The sequence below is a fragment of the Algihabitans albus genome, from assembly GCF_003572205.1.
Taxonomy (GTDB): Bacteria; Pseudomonadota; Alphaproteobacteria; order Kiloniellales; family DSM-21159; genus Algihabitans; species Algihabitans albus.
The window spans coordinates 38,522-58,127 of sequence record NZ_QXNY01000001.1 but is presented as its reverse complement, the minus strand read 5'-3'; the positions used below and the strand labels follow the sequence as shown (position 1 = coordinate 58,127).

Sequence of the window (19,606 nt, the reverse complement as noted above, 5' to 3'; positions counted from 1 at the left end):
CCGGCATGGTCCGCGTTCCCATCACCGCGAAGCTGACAGTCCTCGGCGCTGCGCTGCTTTACCTGTCTCTGGCTATGCCGGCTCAGGCTCAGCTCAACAACAAGCCCTTTTCCTTCAACACGCCGGACGGTGGCGTCGGCATGTCCACGGCCGGTAGGCAGGCGATGATCCTGGACCAGGTCTTCGGGATTCGTCCGAACGACCTGGTGCGCGATTCTCTCGGCGCGCTCGGGACGGTCGAGCAGAGCCAGGGCGGGAGCGTCGTCTTCCGCGATGCCAGCGGGCGGATCATTCCCGGCTTTCGGGGCAGGAGCTGGCGCGGCCCCGGCGATTTCGCGGGCTCCTTCAACGCCTTCTTCGCGCCCGGCAGCGGCGATGGCTTCAGCGGTTACCGCTATGCCACTTCGGCGGCCGGCACCATCGGCGGCTGGACCAGCCAGCTGGATCCGCGCGGCGGCGGCTATATCCGGGTAAGCGGCAGCCCCATCGATGCCTGGACTTCGATGGTGGGCATGCTCGCGCGCTAGAACGTGACACCTGCTCCAGGCAGGCCAGTGGGAAACACCACCGCTCCTTACCTCCATCGTTTGCGCCTTCCCCCCTCCGAACAGTGGAGGACCTCGTCTCTGGACCGCTAGCTTTAGGGTCGAAGGACGGAGGAGGTGCGAATGCCTAGCAAGATCTTTCCGATCCGCCCGGCGAGTCTCGCCGCGATCCTGCTTATGGCTCCCGGTGCCGCGCTGGCGTCTCCGGCCGACGAGGGCGAGGCGCTGGCCCTCGAGAACTGCGCGAAGTGCCACGAAGTCAGTGGTGAGTCGTTCGGCGGTCCACGGCCGACGCTCTACGAGATCGCCGGCCATTCGCGCTACTGGACACCGACGCGCTTCGATGCCTGGCTGTCGACCACGCACGGGCCGATGCCTCAGTTCCGCATGACGTCCCAGGACATCTATAATCTGATGCAGTACCTCGAACGTCTGCGCAGCGACGCCAATCTCGCGCCGAGCTTCTGACACGCAAAGTTCATGCGCTTTGCCGAACCAGCGACGCTAGGGTGCGGTCCATGCTGGCGTCCCTCTCCGACCTCTTCGATCTTTACGAAACTCATGGCGGCGACCGCTACGGCGAAGACGTGACGCAGGTTCAGCACGCCTTGCAGTGCGCCCTGCAGGCGGAACAGGCTGCCGCCTCGCCGGCTTTGATCAGCGCGGCTTTGCTGCACGATGTCGGCCACCTGCTGCACAGGGATGCGGGCGCGGCCATCGCCGCCGGTGTCGACGACCGCCATGAAGCCTTGGGCGCCAAGACGCTGGCCAAGGTCTTCGGACCGGAGGTCGTCGAGCCGGTCGGTCTGCACGTGGCGGCCAAGCGCTACCTTTGCCACGCCGATCCCGGTTATTGGGAGGTCCTGTCGGAGGCCTCGAAGACGACTCTGATTCTACAGGGTGGACCCATGAGGAAGGCGGAGGCCACGGCCTTCATCGCGCGCCCCTTCGCCAAGGAGGCCGTGCGTCTCCGGCGTTGGGACGAGGCGGCCAAGCAGCCGGATCTGAAAACTCCGGACCTGACGCACTACAGGTCCATCGCCGCGCGCTGTCTGCCCGATGCTTAGCACCGCCGGATCGAGAATGCCCCGCCCGACTGGGCTGGGATGGGTCGGCTATCTCCGGAGTCGCCAGATTTCCGGGAACTCCGGCTCATCTCTTCCCGAACTCCGTTAGAAAAGCGCCCTTCCGGTCTCGGGCGACTGCGCCTTTTCGGCGCGACTGGCTCGCTGACGAGGCCGAACAGTTCGGCCAACAGAGATTTCGATGTCTCGCTGCCGGCAGAAAACGCTTTTTCATTCAATGTCTTACGGTAACGCCAGGTAAAGATCGCCGAACCGCGCTTCGGGTTTTCCGCCAGCCGAGGATCGTAGGGTTTTCTTTACCATTTTATTCGAACCTGCATAGTCTGTCATGAAACTGTAATGCAGGAGGCTGGCATGCCGTTCTTCAGTTTGGTTGTCGTGACCTGCTTGTCGGCGCCGCTTTGCCATTTCGATTCGGCCGACAGCTTTGGACTTCTGGTGCGCTCGGCCGACGAGTGTCGGACGGTGGCGCAACAGATCGCGGAGTCGCGGGCGTTCGGCCGCGGCTACGAGGCCGAATGGCAGTGTTCCGCGCCCGAAGTGGCCGGGACCTGGCATGTCCTGACGAACGGCGAATCTTCGAACGGGCTCTGGAGCGAGGCTCAGGCGAAGCGCTGACCCCGCATGCCGTGCCGTCGGCTCTGCTCCGGATATCCGGTTCAGGCCGGGCCGTCTTGTCTCGAGCCGGGACTCGGCTCCGCGGCCTTCGGCCCGTCCGACTCCGGCTTCTTCTCGTCTTTCACGTCGGGGTCCGCCGCGCCGTCTTCGTTTCGCTCGATCAGTTTGGCCACGTCTTGGCTGCGCACGCGAAGGGCCGGGGCTCCGCCCTCCTTGTCTTCGCCCATGTAGAGGGTGACATGCGGGAAGGGGATCTCGATCCCCGCCTCGTCGAAGCGGCGCTTGATGATTTCGTTGTAGGCCCGGCCGATGGCCCACTGGTCGCCGCCGCGGCACTTGATGCGGGCGCGGACCACCACGGCGGAATCGCCGAACTGGGTGACGCCGTGCATCTCCAGCGGTTCCAGGATCCCGCCGCCCTTCTCGCCCTCCTTCAGCTCGTCGAAGGCTTCCTGCATGACCTGCTTCACCTCCCCGATGTCCTCGCGGTAGGCGACGCCGATCTCCGCCAGATGATAGGCGAAGCCCTTCACGAAGTTCGACACGCTGTCGACCGCGCTGAAGGGAATCAGATGGTAGACGCCGGAGAGGTCGCGCAGCGCCACCGAGCGCACGGTCAGTTTCTCGACCACACCGGTGAGCCCGGCCAGGGTCACGACGTCGCCTTCGTTGAGCGCGTTTTCGAACTGAATGAAGGCACCGGTGATGATGTCCTGCACCAGCTTCTGAGCGCCGAAACCGATCGCTAGACCGACGACGCCGGCACCGGCCAACAGCGGCCCGATGTTCACCCCCAGCTCCGACAGCGCCAGCATGACCGCGATGACCAGCAGGGCGATCGTGAGGGCATTGCGGAACAGCGAGAGCAGCGTGCGCAGCCGCGCCGTCGGTGCGTAGCCGTTCTCGGCATTGAGCCGGTATTCGATCCAGGAGGTGACGGCCATCCAGATGGCGAAGGCGGCGAGCAGGATCGCGGTTGCCGCCAGTAGGCGCCCGGCGATCTCGCGGCCCAGTCCGCTGGCCAGCCAGTCGACGACGGCGATGATCCCCCAGGCCTCCGCGATGGCGATCAGAACCGCGATCATCACCAGGACGCGCACGACCTTCAGGATGCCCGGCACGAAGGCGTTCAGCCGCCGCTCCAGCAGCGGCAAGTTGCGCTTGAGGTCGTCCGGCAGATGTAGCCCGCCGCTGATCGCGCGGGTCAGCAAGGCAACAACGATCACGCCGACGATCACAGCGACCGCCGACTCCAAGGTCGCGGTCAGCATGAAGGACAGCGCATCGAAGGGTCGCGCCAGCCAGATACCGAAAAGGGTCAGCACGTAAGCTACGGCTACGAGGTGCCACACGCGGCCCAGAAAACTGAGAACGCGCGCCGTGAGATCGCCGTTCAGCCGCTCCGCTTTTGCTTCTAGGGCGCCGCGCAGGCTGGCGCGGTTTTGGAGGATGACGGCGATCGCAATCAGCGTTGCGGCCAGGGCGATCAGAACCTTGAGACTATTGCCCACGGTCCAGCCCAGAGTCGCGCTGACCAGCGGCACCACCAGCAGCAGGCCATAGCCGAGCAGTCCGATCAGCCGCGAGAGCCAGAAGTACCAATAGTTCGCCGTCTCGTCGCTCATCCCCGTTAGCCGCAGGCTTCCGTGGCGGGGCGAGAGAATTACCCGCAGCACCACCTTGCTCATCTCGATCAGCAGGAAGGCGTTGAGGAAGAGGCTTTGGTTGATGTCCATGCGTCCGTCGTCGCCCAGGACGAGCGCCAGCCCGTAACCGCCGCCCCAGGCGATCAGGATGACGAGTACGTCCACCAGGGCCCTGCCGAGCAGCAGCAGGATGCGCCCCAGCCAGCCGCGGTCGGTCGCGGAGCTGGCCAGAGCGGTGAGCAAGCGCTGGCCGAGCCGGCCGACGATCCACCAGGTGAGGAAGGTCGCGCCGGCCACGATCCCGAGCGAGGTCAGCGCTTCCATCAGGTGCGGCCAGTTCACGGCACGCTGTCCTGTGGCCAGTTCGACGAAGGCGGAGAAGGCGTCGGTCAGACGACGACCCAGCAAGACCGCGTCCTCGGCTGCACCCTTGGTCAGTTCCGCGATCCGGCGCGCTACGCTGGCGTCGCTTTCCTCGGCCCGGGCCGCCTCTGCCTCCTCCGTAGGTGCGGCCGTTTCGGCTCCAGTCGTCTCAGCCTCAGCCCCAGCCGTCTCACCGTCGGCCACGGTCCCGCCGCTCGCATCGGCGGCACGTAGAAGTTCGTCGATCAGGGCTTGCCGCATCGCGGGGTCGGCCAGCGCGGCGGCCAGGGCACGGGCCAGGTCCGGCGGCAGACTGCTCTGGGCCTGGGGATCGGCCGTCTCTTCGCCCGGCTGTCCACCGCCGCTTTCGCCGCTGTTGCCTTCGCCGCCGCTGCTGTCGCCGCCGCTTTCGCCGCCCAGGAGCTGTCCGAACGGAAGGGTCTGGGCCTGCAACGGCAGGGCGCCGGTCAGTGCGGTTGCGGCCGACAGGGCGAAAGCGACCGTCAGCGCCGCCAGAAGACGGGTCATGTATCCATTGCCTCCTTACGGGATGACAACAGCCCTAGGCGCTGCGGTCGCGGTTGTAAACACGGGAAAACGGGTGGTGCCGCGACGATCTTCCGGTCTGGGATAGCGGTCAGGGGGTAGGCTGAGGCTATCTCGTTTCTGCGCGAACCGGAGCCATTCGTCACGCTGTTAGGTCGCCGCGGCGGCGGTTCCGGGGCTGCGCTCGGACAGGTAGAACTTATCGGTCGGCTTGAGGTCGGCATCCAGGCGATAGGCCAGGGGGCTGCCCGTGGGAATCTCGACGCCGGGGATGTCGGCGTCGGAAATCCCGTCGAGATACTTCACCAGGCCGCGCAGCGAATTTCCGTGGGCGGCGATCAGGACCTTGCGCCCGGCCTTCAACTCCGGCGCGACAGCCTCGTCCCAATAGGGAAGCACCCGGTCGATCGTGTCCTTCAGGCTCTCGGTGGCCGGGCGATCCCGCGCGGCCAGCGCGGCGTACTTGGTATCGTTGTCGGGATGGCGCGGATCGTCCGGTTGAAGCGGCGGCGGCGCGATGTCGAAGCTGCGGCGCCAGACATGCACCTGTTCGTCCCCGACCTTGGCTGCCATCTCCGCCTTGTTCAGACCCTGCAGATCGCCGTAGTGCCGCTCGTTCAGCCGCCAGTGCTTCTGCACCGGAACCCACATGCAATCCAGGTCGTCGAGCGCGATCCAGAGCGTGCGGATGGCGCGCCTCAGATAGCTGGTGAAGCAGACGTCCGGACGGAAGCCGTGCGCCGCCATCAGACGTCCGGACTCCTGGGCCTCGGCACGGCCGGCCTCGGAGAGGTCGACGTCGGTCCAGCCGGTGAAACGGTTCTGCTTGTTCCAGTCGCTCTGTCCGTGGCGCAGCAGGATCAGATCGGGCATCGCTCGGAGGGTCCTTCGACAGTGGGGCGGATCCCCCTTGGTGTATGTTCGGACGGCCGGTCAGATCAACGGCATTCGGAGCGCCGGCATTCGGATCGGTGACCGGTGGCGGGCGACCTGGAGCCGCAGACTCTCCGAAGAGTCTAGGGACGGCGCAGGTCGCGAAAGCGGGCGCGCCATTCGACGACCTGCCGGTGGAAGCGAGAGCGCAGGTCCTCGATGCGTTCCTCGCCGCCGGCAAGGCGGTCTTCCAGATGCAGGCCTGCGAGCAGCCGCAAGAAGCCGACGTAGACGGCACCCAGCAGGCCGACGATCAGCACCAGGATGACGACCGCCTTCCAGGGGAAGTACTCGTAGCCTGCTTCGACTTCCGTCAGATCCAGGACGTTCGGGAACATCGACAGCACGCGAATGCGCCAGCCGTAGCGCTCGACCAGGACCCAACCGCTGCGTCCCGCAAGGTCTTGAGCCTCGGCGGTGATATCGGCGGAGTCGAACTTCAGATAAGGCGGGAAGCCCCAGCCCGTATCTTCGTTGCGGTAGACCCGAGTGCCGCCGTCGGCCGTGACGGCGTTGAGGAAGCGGACGTCGCGGGTGGCGCCGGCCTGCTCGCCGGTGCGCAGTTCGCCGCTGTCGACATCCATGCGCTTCACTTCGGTGCCGGTGATCCGCACCACCTCGCCTTGCGGCAGGTGGTAGTGCAGGACCGCGGCGACGATCGCCAGGGCCAGACCGCGCAGGATCCAGGGCAACAGCTTCCAGAACACGAGGGGCTCCGCTCCGCGCTGAGGTGCAAGTATGGACTTCTGGTCTATATGGGACGTCCCGATGCAAGCCGCCAAGACCTAGTTGACCAGGTCGGCGGCCGCGACCCCGAATTCCGCGTGCCGATCCCGCCGGATCAGTCCGCCGGATCGTCCGGGAGCGGCAGAGCGTCCGTCGCCTTGATCTCGCCCAGCGACAGGCTGGAACGAACCGTGGCGACGCCCGGCAGAGCGAGCAGGCGTTTCAACACAATGTCGGAGAAGGCCTGCAGGTCCGGCGCAACCACCCGCAGCAGATAGTCGGCATCGCCGGTGATGGCATGGGCCTCCAGAACCTCCGGCATCGCCCGGAGCGTGTCATGGAAATCCTCGGCCGGATCGCCGCCGTGGCGCATCAGGGTGACCTGCACGAAGGCAACGACGTCGAGCCCAAGGCGCCGCCGGTCCAGCCGGACGCCGTAGCCCGCGATCAAGCCGGCCTCCTCCAGGCGCCGCAGCCGCCGCTGACACTGCGAAGGCGAGAGCCGGACCCGCTCGGCCAGGTCGACGCCGCTGGCCCGCGCATCCGCCTGCAGCGCGGCGAGCAACCGGCGATCTGCCGCATCGAGATCGGGTTTTTGCACGGTTTTTCCGAATTTCAGGAGTTTGCCGCGATATTTCCGCATATCTCAGTCGTTTTGCGCGGAGATTGCAAGGATAACGCGGGCCCGAGCGGGTAATCTGAAATCTACGGCAGATCGCTGCCGACATCCCGATCGCTGCCGACATCCCGATCGCTGCCGACACCATGAGGAGTGCCCGCCATGTCCGTCGCCGAAGCCTCTCCCGCCTCTCCGACTGCACCCACCGCACTCTGGGACAATCCCGCCGGCACGGACGGGTTCGAATTCGTCGAATACACCGCACCTGACACGGCGGAGCTGGGCCGCCTGTTCGGGACGATGGGGTTCCAGGCCGTGGCCCGGCACCGGTCGAAGGACGTGACGCTCTGGCGCCAAGGCGGCGTCAATTTCATCGTCAATGGGGAGCCGCAGTCCTTCGCCCAGTCTTTCGCCCGGGTGCACGGGCCGAGTGCCTGTGCCATCGCCTTTCGCGTCGCGGACGCCGCGGCGGCCTACGAGCGCTGTCTGGATCTGGGCGCCCAGCCGGGGCAGACCCAGGTCGGACCGATGGAACTGAACATCCCGGCGCTCAAGGGCATCGGAGACTCGCTGATCTACCTGGTCGACCGCTACGGGCGGGACGCGGGCCCCTCAATCTACGACGTCGATTTCGTCTGGCAGGAGGGCCGGGACGACCTGGCATCGGATGGATCGGGGCCGGCCGGGGTGGGGCTGACCCACATCGATCATCTGACCCACAACGTCTATCGCGGGCGCATGGATCTCTGGTCCCGGTACTACGAGAAACTCTTCAATTTCCGGGAGCTGCGCTACTTCGATATCGAGGGTAAGCTGACCGGGCTTCACAGCCGTGCCATGACGAGCCCTTGCGGCAAGATCCGCATTCCGATCAACGAATCCGCCGACGACAAGAGTCAGATCGAGGAATACCTGAAGGCCTATAAAGGCGAAGGCATCCAGCACATCGCGCTGGCGACCGACGACATCTTCGCCAGCGTCGCGGCGCTCAAGGCCCGCGGCGTTCCCTTCATGGATCCGCCGCCGGCTGCCTACTACGCTCAGCTCGACGCCCGGGTGCCGGGTCACGGTCAGGACTTGGCCAAACTGCAGGAACTCGGCATTCTGGTCGACGGCGCGCCCACCGAGAATGGCGGCATTCTGCTGCAGATCTTCACCGGCCTGGCCATCGGACCGATTTTCTTCGAAATCATTCAGCGCAAGGGTGACGAGGGCTTCGGCGAGGGCAACTTCAAGGCCTTGTTCGAAGCCATGGAGGAAGACCAGATAAAACGCGGCGTGCTCGAGCGGGACTAGCTCGAAAGAGCGTCGGATCGCCTCCACGCACTATCTAAAAATTTATATATTATAAGTGCTTAGAGCACTCTCGCCGCTTTCGCTTAAAGAGGATCTGATCTAGAAGATCACCGCTGAAACTCAGTGGTGCTTAACACTCATTTTACCGAGTTTGCGCTAAATCGGGCGGTCGCGCGGCCGCTCTGCTGGAGGGCGGATGGCAACCTTGAAGGTGAAGCTGACTCATGGCGTCGCCCGTGTCGACGCGTCTTGATCCGTCGGTGTCGCTTCCGCTGCGGATGCGGCTGAAGGCTTGGTGGCACGGCTATGATCTGCAGGTGACGCGCAGGCTGAAAGAACTGGAAGAGAACGACCACGGCGTCAGTCTCGAGGTCGAGGAACAGCCGTGGGACGGACCCAAGTTCAAGGTTCCCCAACTGATTTGGGGTGAAGGTTTTCTGACACCTGGCGGTGCCGAGCGAACAGCCGAACTGGTCAAACCGCTCGCCCTCGACAAATCCATGTCCGTGCTCGATATCGGCGGCCATCTCGGCGGACAGGCCCGCCTGATCGCGAAGGATTTCGGCGCCTGGGTGACGGCCGTAGAACCCGACCCCGAGCTTGCCGCTGTCGCCGATCTGCTGTCGGAGCGCGAGGGCCTGGGGAAGAAGGCGGACTTCCATGCCGTCGATCCGGACAGCGCGGCGTTCCGCAAGAACGCCTTCGATGTGGCGATTTCGACGGATGCGCTCTACACCATCGAAAGCAAGCGGCCTCTGCTGGCGGCCGTAGGCAAGGCGCTTAAGAAGCGTTCGCAGCTACTCCTATCCGACTATATCCGCGACGAGACCGTGTCCGACACGGCGGCGCTGGAGGCTTGGATGAAGCTCGAACCCCGGCCGGTCCATCTTTGGAACGAGACCGAGTATCGGGCCTGCCTCAAGAAGCTGCGACTCGACACCCGTGTTTTCAGCGACGAATCCATCCAGTTGCGCGGAACCATCGTAGCCGGATTTTCGCGCTACCTGAGCGAGGCGGCCCAGTCCGGCGTCGAAGAGAACCTGCAGCAGGCGCTGGTCTACGAGGTGGAACGTTGGGTGCGCCTCGTCGCCGCGCTGGACAGCGGCGCAGTGAAGGCCGTGCGGATCTACGCTTTGCGGAACTAGAGAGTTTCGCGGGAAGCGAGGCCCTAGGGTGGAGCAATACGCTTGGCCGGCTTGACGCTCGGGACCTGCCTGCCTATAAACCCGGCCTCCAATGCAAGAGCGCAAGCGGCGAGGGGGCGGTGATCCCCAGCGTCGGCGTGAAGCGAACCAACGAACGATTGTAAGAGCGATGAAGATCCGAAACTCGCTGAAAACCGCCAAGCTGCGCGAAAAGGGCTGCCGTGTGGTACGCCGCCGTGGCCGCGTCTATGTGATCAACAAGAAGCAGCCGCGCTTCAAGGCCCGCCAGGGCTGAGGAGCGATCGGAGAGGGAGCGTTCGGCTTCCTTTCGACCGGCAGTCTGGACGAGCCGCATCCTTCGGGATCGCGGCTTTCTTCGTGTTTCGAGCGCGCGATCTTCCATCGCCGTTGCGAACTCGCGGGCTTTTCAGTTGACCCGTCGACCCCCTCCCGCCATATCTTGAATTGGTAATACCAATTACGGCGCACATCGCTATGTCCCGAATGAAGCGCCTGACATCAAGGGAGGTCGGCCGATGTTGATGCCGGAGCCGGATCGAGAGGTCATCGCGCGCAAGCGGGATCTGGTCGCCAAGCTGCGGGCCATCGTCCCGGGCGAAGGGGTGATCGTCGACGAAGACGAGCTGCGCGCCTACGAGACCGACGGCCTGACCGCCTACCGCCAGCTTCCGCTGATCGTCGTGCTGCCGGAGACGACGCAGCAGGTCAGCGAGATTCTCAAGGTCGCCCAGGCCGAGGGGGTCAAGGTGGTGCCGCGCGGCGCCGGCACGTCGCTGTCCGGCGGCGCTCTGCCGCTGGCCGACGGCATCCTGCTCGGCCTCGGCAAGTTCAACCGCGTCCTGGAGGTGGATTTCGACAACCGCTGCGCCGTGGTGCAGCCCGGCGTGACCAACCTCGGGATCACCAAGGCGGTCGAGCATGCCGGCTTCTACTACGCGCCCGACCCCTCCAGTCAGATCGCCTGTTCCATCGGCGGCAACGTCGCGGAGAATTCGGGTGGCGTTCACTGCCTCAAGTACGGGCTGACCACCAACAACCTGCTGGGGCTCGAGGCGGTACTGATCGACGGCACCGTCATCCGGATCGGCGGCAAGCATCTGGAAAGCGAGACGTACGATCTGCTTGGTCTGCTGACCGGATCGGAAGGTCTGTTGGCCGTCGTCACGGAAGTCACCGTGCGGCTGTTGAAGAAACCGGAGACGGCGCGGGCTCTGCTGCTCGGTTTCGAGACCAGCGAAGCGGCGGGCGACGCGGTGGCGGGGATCATCGCGGCCGGCATCATCCCGGCCGGGATCGAGATGATGGACAAACCCGCGATCCACGCGGCCGAGGACTTCGTGCAGGCCGGCTACCCGCGCGATGTCGAGGCGTTGCTGATCGTCGAGCTGGACGGCCCGGCGGCCGAGGTCGAACACCTCATGCAGAGCGTGCGGAGTATCTGCGAGGCCAAGGGCGCGACCTATGCCCGCGCCAGCGAAAGCGAGGAGGAGCGCCTCGCCTTCTGGGCCGGGCGCAAGGCCGCCTTCCCGGCGGTGGGGCGGATCAGTCCCGACTACTACTGCATGGACGGCACCATCCCGCGCCGTCAGCTCCCCGCCGTGCTGCAGCGCATGCGAGAGCTCTCCAGCCACTACGGTCTGCGGGTGGCCAACGTCTTCCACGCCGGCGACGGCAATCTGCATCCGCTGATCCTCTACGATGCCAACAAGCCGGGCGAACTGGAAAAGGCCGAGGACTTCGGGTCTGACATTCTCAAGCTCTGCGTCGAGGTCGGCGGCGTGCTGACCGGCGAACATGGCGTCGGCGTCGAAAAGCGCGACCTGATGGGCACCATGTTCAACGAGGTCGATCTCAAGACCCAGCAACGGGTCAAATGCGCCTTCGACCCTCAGCATCTTCTGAATCCGGGCAAGGTCTTTCCGCAGCTTCACCGCTGCGCCGAACTGGGCCGCGTGCACATCCACAAGGGCCAAGTGCCCTTTCCCGACCTGCCGCGGTTCTGATCGCGGTCATGACGGATATCATCAAGCCGGACACGGCGGAGCAGGTGCGCGAGGCCGTGGCCTGGGCCACCGCCGAGGAAGCCCCCTTGGAGCTCGTCGGTGCGGGCAGCAAGCGCGATTATGGCCGGCCGATTCAGACGGCCCGGACCCTCGACCTGTCGGCGCTGAGCGGCATCACCCTCTACGAACCGGACGAACTGGTGCTGTCCGCCCGGGCCGGCACGCCGCTGGCCGAGGTCCGGCAGGCGCTGGAAGCCCAGAACCAGCAGCTTGCCTTCGAGCCGCCCGACCTGGGCGCGCTCTATGGCCGGCCGCCGGGTTCGGGAACGCTGGGCGGACTTATCGCCACCAACCTGGCCGGTCCGCGGCGGGTGATGGCCGGTGCGGCGCGCGACTACTTCCTGGGCTTCTCGGGCGTTTCGGGTCGCGGCGAGACCTTCAAGTCCGGCGGCCGGGTGATGAAGAACGTCACCGGCTACGACCTCTCCAAATTGCTCTGCGGCTCCTTCGGCACGCTCGCGGCCATGACGGAGGTCACGCTCAAGGTCCTGCCGGCCCCGGAGAAGACGCGAACCCTGCTGGTTCTCGGACTCGACGACGCCACGGCCTGTGCCGCCATGACCCGGGCTCTCGGATCCTCCTACGAGGTCTCGGGCGCGGCCTATCTGCCGGCCGCGGTCGCGGGAGAGTCCGGCGTCTCCTACGTTGAGCAAGCCGCCGGCTCGGTCACGGCGCTCCGCGTCGAGGGTTTCGGGCCCTCCGTGGAGTACCGCTGCGAAAAACTGCGGGCGCTCCTGAGCGATCTCGGGCCGAGCGAGGAACTGCACAGCCACAACTCGAAAGCCCTGTGGCGGGAGATCGCCGATCTGAGGCCTTTCGTGGCCCGGCCGGAGCTGGCCGTCTGGCGTGTTTCGGTCGCGCCCCAAGCAGGACCGGCGGTTGCTGAGGCGCTGCTCGCCTCTTTGCCCGAGGCTCTGTACTATGGCGACTGGGGTGGTGGCCTGTTGTGGGTCGGCGTGCCGGCGCAAGGCGATGCCGGTGCGGCGCAGGTGCGGGCCGCCCTCCGGGCACCGGGGGACGGCGCCGGCGGTGGCCATGCCACCTTGCTGCGCGCGTCGGCCGAGCTGCGGGCCGGGCTGGAGGTGTTTCAGCCGATGGACGCGGCGAAGCAGGCGCTGGTCGCAAGGATCAAGGATGGCTTCGACCCGCGGCGCGTGCTCAACCCCGGACGGATGTACGCAGGCGTCTAAAGGGCGCGGGGGAGGGCGGTAATGTTTCTTTTGGCTCTCGGTTTGGTTCTGACGGTCGCTTGGCTGTGGGTCGGCTGGTACTACGTCGCTGTCTACTTCGGGCAGGAGAACATCTTTTATCTGCTGCCGGCGGAGCTCGGGCTGTTCCTGCTCGGCTTCTTCGCGCCGCTCGGCCTCTTCTGGCTCATGGTCTCGCAGTCCTCCCTGCGCAGGCGCCTGATCAGGCTGGAGCGGCAGATCGCGGCCCTGACCATGCCGCCCGACGAGATTTTCCCCGAGGAGATGCGGACGGACGAAGAGGAGACGCCCGACGGCGCCGCGTCGGATCGCACGCGGCGGGAACCCCGTTTCGACGCCGGGGCCGAAGAGGCCGACCTCGAGGAAGACGTGACCGCCGATACCGGCCGGCCGGTCGCCGCGCCGCCGCCGAAAAGCCCAAATCCCGCCACCGACGGCACGCCGCAACACACACCGCAAGGCAGCGGCGCGTCCGACGACAAGACCAGGGGCTAGCGGCGCAGCGGAAGGGCCCCGCCGGAGACGGACAGAGGAGAGCACGCCCATGCAGACGACGTTCACCCTCGCGCAGTTGGCCGATCCGGACACGCGGGAGTCGGAGAAGATTCTGCGGAGCTGCGTGCACTGCGGCTTCTGCACCGCGACCTGCCCGACCTACGTGCTTTTGGGCGACGAGTTGGATTCGCCGCGCGGCCGCATCTACCTGATCAAGGACATGCTGGAGAACGACAAGCCGGCGACGGAGAAGACGGTCAAGCATATCGACCGCTGCCTGTCCTGCCTGTCCTGCATGACAACCTGTCCGTCCGGCGTGCACTACATGCACCTGGTCGACCACGCCCGAAAGCATATCGAGGAGACCTATGAGCGGCCCTGGGCCGACCGCCTGCTGCGCCGGCTGCTCGCCTGGCTGCTGCCGAAGCCGGGGCGCTTTCGTCTCGCCCTGATCGGCGCCTGGTTCGCCCGGCCCTTCGCGGGCCTGGCCGGAGGACTGTTCGACGGGCGCCTCAAGGCGATGCTCTCACTGGCACCGAGCGCGATTCCGACACCCTCGCCGGTCGACCGGCCCCAGGTCTTTCCGGCGGAAGGCGCGCGCCGGGCGCGGGTGGCCCTGCTGTCCGGCTGTGCCCAACAGGTGCTGGCGCCGCAGATCAACGAGGCGACGATCCGCCTCCTGACCCGCCACGGGGTGGAGGTGGTGGTCGCGAAGGGCGCCGGCTGCTGCGGCGCGCTGGTGCATCACCTGGGGCAGGAAGAGCCTGCCCTGCGTGCGGCCAAGGCCAACATCGACGCCTGGCTGACGGTCGATGCCGAAGCTCCCCTGGACGCCGTGGCGATCAACGCATCGGGCTGCGGTACCACCGTCAAGGACTACGGTTTCATGCTGCGCGAAGACCCGGCTTATGCCGAGAAGGCGGCGCGGTTGTCCGCGATGACGAAGGACATCACCGAGGTGATGCAGGATCTCGGTCTCTCCGCTCCGCTTCGCGCGACGGGCCAGACCGTGGCCTACCACTCGGCCTGTTCGATGCAGCACGGCCAGCAACTGCGGCTGCCGCCGAAGGCGCTGTTGCAGGCGGCGGGCTTCGCTCTGGTCGAGCCGGCGGAAGGCCATCTCTGTTGCGGCTCGGCCGGCACCTACAACCTGATGCAGCCCAAGATCGCCGGGCAACTGCGCGACCGCAAGGTGGCCAACCTGGAGCGGACCGGCGCGGTCGCCATCGCCACCGGCAACATCGGCTGCATGACGCAGATCGCGACCGGCACCGCGACGCCGCTGGTGCACACCGTCGAACTGCTGGACTGGGCCACCGGCGGCCCGCTGCCGAGGGCTTTGCAGGGCCGTCCCGAGTTCGAGGATCGCCCGGCGACGGATGCTCCGCTTCAGGCCGTTGCGGCCGAGTAGGGGCAGCCGAGTAGGCGGCGGCGGACAGGCGGCGCCTTAGCCTTCGGTCAGGCCGCGGACCATCAGCTTGACCGTCTCCTCGGCGCGCTCCCAGACCTGAAGTTTCCAGTCGCGGTTGCCGGGGTAGAAGGCCCCCCGGATCTGTTCCTTGATCGCGCGGCCCTTGGGGCTGTCGAGCTGGCCGTGCAGATGCAGCCAGTTGTCGGCGCGCACGGCCAGGCGCACGTCTGGCGACGGGACGGTGCCGTACTCTAGCGCGATGCCGACGAAGATCTCGGCGGCGAGACGATCGCGGATCGCCGGCAGGCTGACGCCATGCAGGTCGGCCACGTTGACGTGGGCGCCGGCCGGCGTGTCGGTGCAATCGCCGCCGAACCAGTCCTGCGCGCGCAGGCTGACCGGATCGTCCGGCGCGAAGGGCAAGAGGCGATCGCCGAACCCGTAAGGGCCCAGGCCGGTGTGCAGGTCGATCACTCCGATTCGCCGCGCCTTGGTCAGGCGCCCGTCGAGCAGGGCCTCCAGGTTGGTCTTGGCCCAGGTATCCCGCGTCCCGCCGAAGAAAATGCCGTCGGCATGGCCGTATTGCCCGCCGGAGATGGCGGCACGCAGGGCCATGGTGCCGTGCGTCGCCTCCCAGATGTCCAGGGCCGTTTGGGTCTCCGCGATCGCCGCGTCGCTCCAGTCGCGTGGACAGAGCAGGGCGTGCAGTTCATCGTAGCCTGGATTGGCGGGATGGGTGCCGCCGTGGTCGAGCCAGTTGCGGTTCAGGTCGACGTTCTCCTCGGTCACGCGCCGTTGCCAGGCGAAACCGTAGGGGTTGACAGCATGCACGAGCAGGAAGGCCAATCCCGCCGGTCGCGCGGCGGTCAGTCCGGACTGCAGCAGGCCCAGTTGCACGCCGGAGCCGCAGAAGCCCTCGACCCCGTGGGTGCCCGACAGCACGACCAGCACGGCTTCTGCGTCGCGCGGGCCGATCCAGGCGACGTCGCAGAAGAGCGCTTCGCCCTCGGGGCCGGCATTGGGATTGGGGCGCTGCTCGACCTCGATCTCGGCATCCGCGCAGGCGGCGAGAAAGCGGGCACGCGCTTCGGCGTAGCTCTCGGGGAAATAGGTGGCGGCCGTGGTCATGGCAGGCATCAGCTCTCCGCAAGGGCGCTGAGCGCCATGTTTTCCGTTTCCACCGCACGGTCCCAGACCGAACGGCACCAGTCCGGCGTATCGGGATAGAAGCAGCGGCGGATCTCCGCCTTGATCGGCTGCGCCGCAGGACCGATGGGATCGTGGTGAACATGCAGCCAATTGTCGCCGCGGAGCGAGTTGATCACTTCGAGCAGCGGTTGGGTGCCGTACTCCAGGACGATCTGCGTGACTTCGGCGTGGGCCAGGGCACGTTGAATCCCGTAGTTGTTGGTACCGACCAAAGGGGCCGAACTGGAGCTGCCGTCGCTCGGCGAGGTGATGTCGTCGAACCAGTCCAGTGCGCGCGCATGCCCCGCCGTGCCGGGGGCTTCCGGGCAGATCCGCTCGCCGTAGCCGAAGGGCCCGAGGCCGGTATGATAGTCGATCACCACGATCTTGCGCGCCTGTCCGCAGTGGCTCCGCAGCAGCGTGTCGAGCGTGCCGTGCGACCAGGTTGGGCCGCGACCGCCGTAGAAGAGCCCGTCGGCATGGACGTATTGGCCGCCGCTAATCGCCTGCTGCAAGGCCGCCATGGAATGCGCCTCGGCATAGCCCATCAATTCGGCGAAGGTGCGCTCGATCGTCTCCGGATCCCAAGCCGACGGACAGATGACGTCGTGCAGCGCCTCGTAGCCGGGATTGTCGGGCAAGGGCGCGTCGAAGTCGGCGAAGTTGCGGTTGAGATCGACGTTGTCCTCGGTGACCCGGCGGCTCCAGGCGAAGCCGTGCGGGTTGATGGCGTGAACGATCAGAACGGCCACACCCGGCGGCAGGTCGCGGTAGCGTCCGGCCTCCAAGGAGCCGCCTTGAACGCCGGAGCCGCAATAGCCCTCGATCCCATGTGTGGCTGAGATGCTGATCAGCAGCCGCTCGGCGTCGCGCGGCCCGATCCAGGCGACATCGGTCGCCAGAGCCTCGCCCTCCGGCCCCTGCCGCGGATGGGCGACGCTGTCGAGCGCGACCCCTGCGCTCTTGGCGGCGTCCCGGAATCGGCTGCGCGCTTCGGCATAGCTGCGGGCGAAATAGCTGGCAGGGTCCGTCATGCGGTCGAGGTCCTTTGCGTGCGGGGAAGTGAGGTGTGCGTCTCTAGATGGAGTGTCGCGGGCTTGGCGGCAGGCTCGGCCTGCGCCATAGTTATGCGTGTCATGGGTAGGACAGCAAGAGCCGCGATTGCCGCTTTGGTAGCGGTTTGGACGATCGCTTCGGCCGGACAGGCCGTTGCCGATCAGAAGGATCCGCGTCTGGAGCGCCTCTTCGACCGCTTGCAGACGGTCGAGTCCCCCATCAATGCGCAGGGTGTGACCAACGCCATCTGGCTGATCTGGCTCGAGCACGAGAACCCGCAGGTGGTCGAGCGGATGTACAGCGGCATGGATGCCATGCGCCAAGGCAATCACTTCCTGGCGCTGGTGATCTTCGACGATCTGATCGCCCGCGTGCCCGACTACGCCGAGGCCTGGAACAAGCGCGCCACCGTTCACTACCTGATGGGCAACTATCCGGACTCGCTTCAGGACATCGAGAAGACCCTGGAACTCGAACCGCGCCACTTCGGCGCGCTGGAGGGGCGCGGCCTGATCTTCGGAGAGCTGGGGCTGGCGGAAGAGGAGCTGCAGGCCTACGAGGCCGCGTTGCAGGTCAATCCGCATCTGCCGGGCGCCAAGAGCAAGCTCGAGGCCCTGCGCGGCGAGAGCGAGCGCATCTAGACCGGATCGCGATCGAAGAGGCGCGGTCGCCGACCGGTCTGCTTACCGACTGGCGACGAGGCTGGCCGGCGAGAAGAGCACGCTGAACTGCTCGCACCAGATCACCACCGAGCCGTAGTCCCCGATCGGCGTCCCCTCCGGAACCTGATAGATCTGATCGCCGATGTTGCCCTTCAGGGGGCCGAGCGAAAGCCATTCGCTCGCCGTCACCTCGGCGGAGGAGGCTGGATCGGATGCCTTGACCAGCCAGACCTCGAGATCCGGCCCGTTGGTCACCTCGAATTCGCTGAGTCGCAGCAGCAGGGCGCCGCCGCGGGTTTGCAGAAGCTCGGCGCGGCCCTGGCCTTTGTGAGCCGAATCGGCATCGCGAAAGTGGCCCTCCCTCAGAAGGGTGACGGCCAGTTCCTCGGGCAACACCTCGGAGACCTCGCGATCGATCCAGAGTGGCGAGGCGAGATACCAGAAGGCATTGCCGACAAGAAAGCCGATCAGGAAGACGGGGACGGCGATCTTCAGGAACCGGAACATGGCAAGGGTCTCTCCAAAGCCGGACGGGCGCGCCCTGAATGCACAGAGAAATTCTGCTGTTCTCCGGCCAGCATACAATGGGCGCGACCACGGTCAAAGAGAGCGACCGGGAGACACCGGGAAAGATGCTGGGATTGCCGACGGCCGGGCATGGCAGCCATGAAGCGTGACGCCTGGGCGAACGCCGATGCGAGAGCTAGTCTCAGGTGTTGCAAGCGTGAGTCGGAGTTCGCCCAAGTGCGCGTTGAGCCCTGGTATCGTCAGCCGTTATTCGTCTTGGTCGCGGCCGGGGTGATCCTGGGACTGGGCATGGGCGTGCGTCAGACCTTCGGCCTCTTCATTCAGCCGATGTCCTTGGCGACAGGTCTTTCGGTCGCCAGCATCTCGCTCGCCATCGCGTTCCAGAATCTGCTCTGGGGGGTCGTGACGCCCGTGGTCGGGATGGCGGCCGACCGTTACGGCAACGGGCCCTTCCTGGTGCTGGGCGGGTTCCTCTACGCCGCCGGTCTGGTGGTGACGGCCTACGCCGACAGCCTGTTCCTTGTCCATCTCGGCAGCGGCGTGCTGGTCGGCTTCGCCGTGGCCGCCGCCGGCTTTCCGCTGGTCCTGGCCGCGGTGGCCCGCGCCGCGCCGGAGGAAAAGCGCAGCACCTGGCTGGGCATCGCCTCGGCCGGCGGTTCGGTCGGGCAGTTCCTCCTGCTGCCGGGCGCGCAGTCGCTGATCTCCGCCTTCGACTATCAGATCGCGCTGCTGATCCTGGCGGCTCTGTCGTTCCTGATCGTGCCGCTGACCGCGTCCGTCGCCGACAAACGCCTGCGCGAGGGCGGGGAGAAGGCGGTCGCCGCCCTGTCGAGCCAAAGCATGACGGCGGCCCTGAGTGAAGCCGGGGGACATCGCGGCTATCTGCTGCTGACGGCGGGCTTCTTCGTCTGCGGTTTCCACGTCGCCTTCATGAGCACCCATCTGCCAGGCTACATCGTCTCCTGCAACCTCTCCGCCGAGACCGGCGCCATCGCGCTCGGTCTGATCGGCTTCTTCAATATCCTGGGCGGCCTGCTGGCCGGCTGGCTGGGTGGGCGCTACCGCAAGAAGTACCTGCTGAGTTCGATCTATCTGGCCCGCGCGGTGGTCATCACGCTGTTCCTGATCGGGCCGAAGACCGACGTGGCCGTCTGGCTGTTTTCTTCGGCTTTCGGCTTCCTCTGGCTCTCCACCGTGCCGCTGACCAGCGGGCTGGTCGCCCAGATCTTCGGACCGCGCTACATGGCGACGCTGTTCGGCATCGTGATGTTGGGCCACCAGGTCGGTGCTTTCTTCGGAGCCTGGCTGGGCGGTCTCTCGTTCGACCTTCTCGGTTCGTACGATCCCGTCTGGTACATCTCCATTCTGCTCGGTCTCCTGGCCGCCGCGCTGCATTGGCCCATCGCCGACCGTCCGCTCGATCGGACGGCGGCCGTCCCAGCCCAGTAGATC

General features: G+C 66.3%; 20 protein-coding genes. 13 read left to right on the top strand and 7 right to left on the bottom strand.

Annotation, left to right across the window (positions count from 1 at the left end; all coding sequences use genetic code 11):
* The first annotated feature begins 5 nt into the window (after positions 1 to 5).
* From DBZ32_RS00275 to DBZ32_RS00260, 4 genes are all read left to right on the top strand, one after another.
* Complete coding sequence (locus DBZ32_RS00275; RefSeq protein WP_119165126.1) at positions 6 to 527, top strand: hypothetical protein; 522 nt, start codon at positions 6 to 8, stop codon at positions 525 to 527.
* A gap of 141 nt (positions 528 to 668) precedes the next feature.
* Positions 669 to 1,013 carry a c-type cytochrome gene (locus DBZ32_RS00270; protein ID WP_119165125.1) on the top strand — a complete coding sequence of 115 codons (345 nt, stop codon included), beginning with the start codon at positions 669 to 671 and terminating at the stop codon, positions 1,011 to 1,013.
* Positions 1,014 to 1,063: 50 nt separating this feature from the next.
* A complete protein-coding gene (locus tag DBZ32_RS00265; protein WP_119165124.1) occupies positions 1,064 to 1,612 on the top strand; it encodes a phosphonate degradation HD-domain oxygenase in 549 nt (182 codons plus the stop codon).
* Between the two features lie 372 nt (positions 1,613 to 1,984).
* Positions 1,985 to 2,248, top strand: a complete 264-nt coding sequence (locus DBZ32_RS00260) for a hypothetical protein (RefSeq protein WP_162906488.1) — start codon at positions 1,985 to 1,987, stop codon at positions 2,246 to 2,248.
* Positions 2,249 to 2,289: 41 nt separating this feature from the next.
* On the opposite strand, the gene DBZ32_RS00255 is transcribed toward DBZ32_RS00260, so the two are convergent.
* The 4 genes from DBZ32_RS00255 to DBZ32_RS00240 all read right to left on the bottom strand — a co-directional run bounded on the left by DBZ32_RS00255 (position 2,290) and on the right by DBZ32_RS00240 (position 7,063).
* Positions 2,290 to 4,785, bottom strand: a complete 2,496-nt coding sequence (locus tag DBZ32_RS00255) for a mechanosensitive ion channel domain-containing protein (protein ID WP_119165122.1) — start codon at positions 4,783 to 4,785, stop codon at positions 2,290 to 2,292.
* A gap of 168 nt (positions 4,786 to 4,953) precedes the next feature.
* Positions 4,954 to 5,676, bottom strand: a complete 723-nt coding sequence (gene gpmA, locus DBZ32_RS00250; protein ID WP_119165121.1) for a 2,3-diphosphoglycerate-dependent phosphoglycerate mutase — start codon at positions 5,674 to 5,676, stop codon at positions 4,954 to 4,956.
* Between the two features lie 143 nt (positions 5,677 to 5,819).
* Positions 5,820 to 6,443, bottom strand: coding sequence for a DUF1523 family protein (locus DBZ32_RS00245; protein ID WP_162906487.1), 624 nt, complete (start codon positions 6,441 to 6,443; stop codon positions 5,820 to 5,822).
* A 134-nt stretch (positions 6,444 to 6,577) separates the two neighbouring features.
* Positions 6,578 to 7,063 carry an Lrp/AsnC family transcriptional regulator gene (locus tag DBZ32_RS00240; RefSeq protein ID WP_235829931.1) on the bottom strand — a complete coding sequence of 162 codons (486 nt, stop codon included), beginning with the start codon at positions 7,061 to 7,063 and terminating at the stop codon, positions 6,578 to 6,580.
* Between the two features lie 180 nt (positions 7,064 to 7,243).
* On the opposite strand from DBZ32_RS00240, the gene hppD reads away from it, so the two are divergent.
* From hppD to glcF, 7 genes are all read left to right on the top strand, one after another.
* Complete coding sequence (gene hppD, locus DBZ32_RS00235) at positions 7,244 to 8,377, top strand: 4-hydroxyphenylpyruvate dioxygenase (RefSeq protein ID WP_119165118.1); 1,134 nt, start codon at positions 7,244 to 7,246, stop codon at positions 8,375 to 8,377.
* Positions 8,378 to 8,613: 236 nt separating this feature from the next.
* Positions 8,614 to 9,522: a methyltransferase domain-containing protein gene (locus tag DBZ32_RS00230; RefSeq protein WP_162906486.1), complete on the top strand. Its 909-nt coding sequence runs from the start codon at positions 8,614 to 8,616 to the stop codon at positions 9,520 to 9,522.
* Between the two features lie 169 nt (positions 9,523 to 9,691).
* Positions 9,692 to 9,817 carry a type B 50S ribosomal protein L36 gene (gene ykgO / locus DBZ32_RS00225; protein WP_119165116.1) on the top strand — a complete coding sequence of 42 codons (126 nt, stop codon included), beginning with the start codon at positions 9,692 to 9,694 and terminating at the stop codon, positions 9,815 to 9,817.
* Positions 9,818 to 10,058: 241 nt separating this feature from the next.
* A complete protein-coding gene (locus DBZ32_RS00220; RefSeq protein WP_119165115.1) occupies positions 10,059 to 11,546 on the top strand; it encodes an FAD-linked oxidase C-terminal domain-containing protein in 1,488 nt (495 codons plus the stop codon).
* Positions 11,547 to 11,554: 8 nt separating this feature from the next.
* Complete coding sequence (gene glcE, locus DBZ32_RS00215; protein WP_119165114.1) at positions 11,555 to 12,796, top strand: glycolate oxidase subunit GlcE; 1,242 nt, start codon at positions 11,555 to 11,557, stop codon at positions 12,794 to 12,796.
* A 21-nt stretch (positions 12,797 to 12,817) separates the two neighbouring features.
* Positions 12,818 to 13,309, top strand: a complete 492-nt coding sequence (locus DBZ32_RS00210; RefSeq protein WP_119165113.1) for a hypothetical protein — start codon at positions 12,818 to 12,820, stop codon at positions 13,307 to 13,309.
* 49 nt (positions 13,310 to 13,358) lie between these two features.
* A complete protein-coding gene (gene glcF, locus DBZ32_RS00205; RefSeq protein WP_119165112.1) occupies positions 13,359 to 14,720 on the top strand; it encodes a glycolate oxidase subunit GlcF in 1,362 nt (453 codons plus the stop codon).
* 36 nt (positions 14,721 to 14,756) lie between these two features.
* Here glcF and DBZ32_RS00200 read toward each other — a convergent pair whose 3' ends face one another.
* Both DBZ32_RS00200 and DBZ32_RS00195 read right to left on the bottom strand, forming a co-directional pair.
* Positions 14,757 to 15,857 (bottom strand): M14 family metallopeptidase, encoded by a 1,101-nt coding sequence (locus DBZ32_RS00200; protein ID WP_119165111.1) that lies wholly within the window; start codon positions 15,855 to 15,857, stop codon positions 14,757 to 14,759.
* Entirely contained in the window at positions 15,857 to 16,942 is a 1,086-nt protein-coding gene (locus tag DBZ32_RS00195) for a M14 family metallopeptidase (RefSeq protein WP_119165110.1), read from the bottom strand. The genes DBZ32_RS00200 and DBZ32_RS00195 overlap by 1 nt, the downstream gene beginning before the upstream one ends.
* 102 nt (positions 16,943 to 17,044) lie before the next feature.
* Between DBZ32_RS00195 and DBZ32_RS00190 the strand changes: the two genes are divergently transcribed.
* Positions 17,045 to 17,605, top strand: a complete 561-nt coding sequence (locus DBZ32_RS00190; RefSeq protein ID WP_208539054.1) for a tetratricopeptide repeat protein — start codon at positions 17,045 to 17,047, stop codon at positions 17,603 to 17,605.
* Between the two features lie 42 nt (positions 17,606 to 17,647).
* On the opposite strand, the gene DBZ32_RS00185 is transcribed toward DBZ32_RS00190, so the two are convergent.
* The gene (locus DBZ32_RS00185; protein ID WP_119165108.1) at positions 17,648 to 18,133 is read right to left on the bottom strand and encodes a DM13 domain-containing protein; all 486 of its coding nucleotides are present in this window, start codon (positions 18,131 to 18,133) and stop codon (positions 17,648 to 17,650) included.
* Positions 18,134 to 18,370: 237 nt separating this feature from the next.
* Here DBZ32_RS00185 and DBZ32_RS00180 point away from each other — a divergent pair, with 237 nt between their 5' ends.
* Entirely contained in the window at positions 18,371 to 19,603 is a 1,233-nt protein-coding gene (locus DBZ32_RS00180; protein ID WP_235829930.1) for an MFS transporter, read from the top strand.
* Positions 19,604 to 19,606 lie beyond the last annotated feature (3 nt).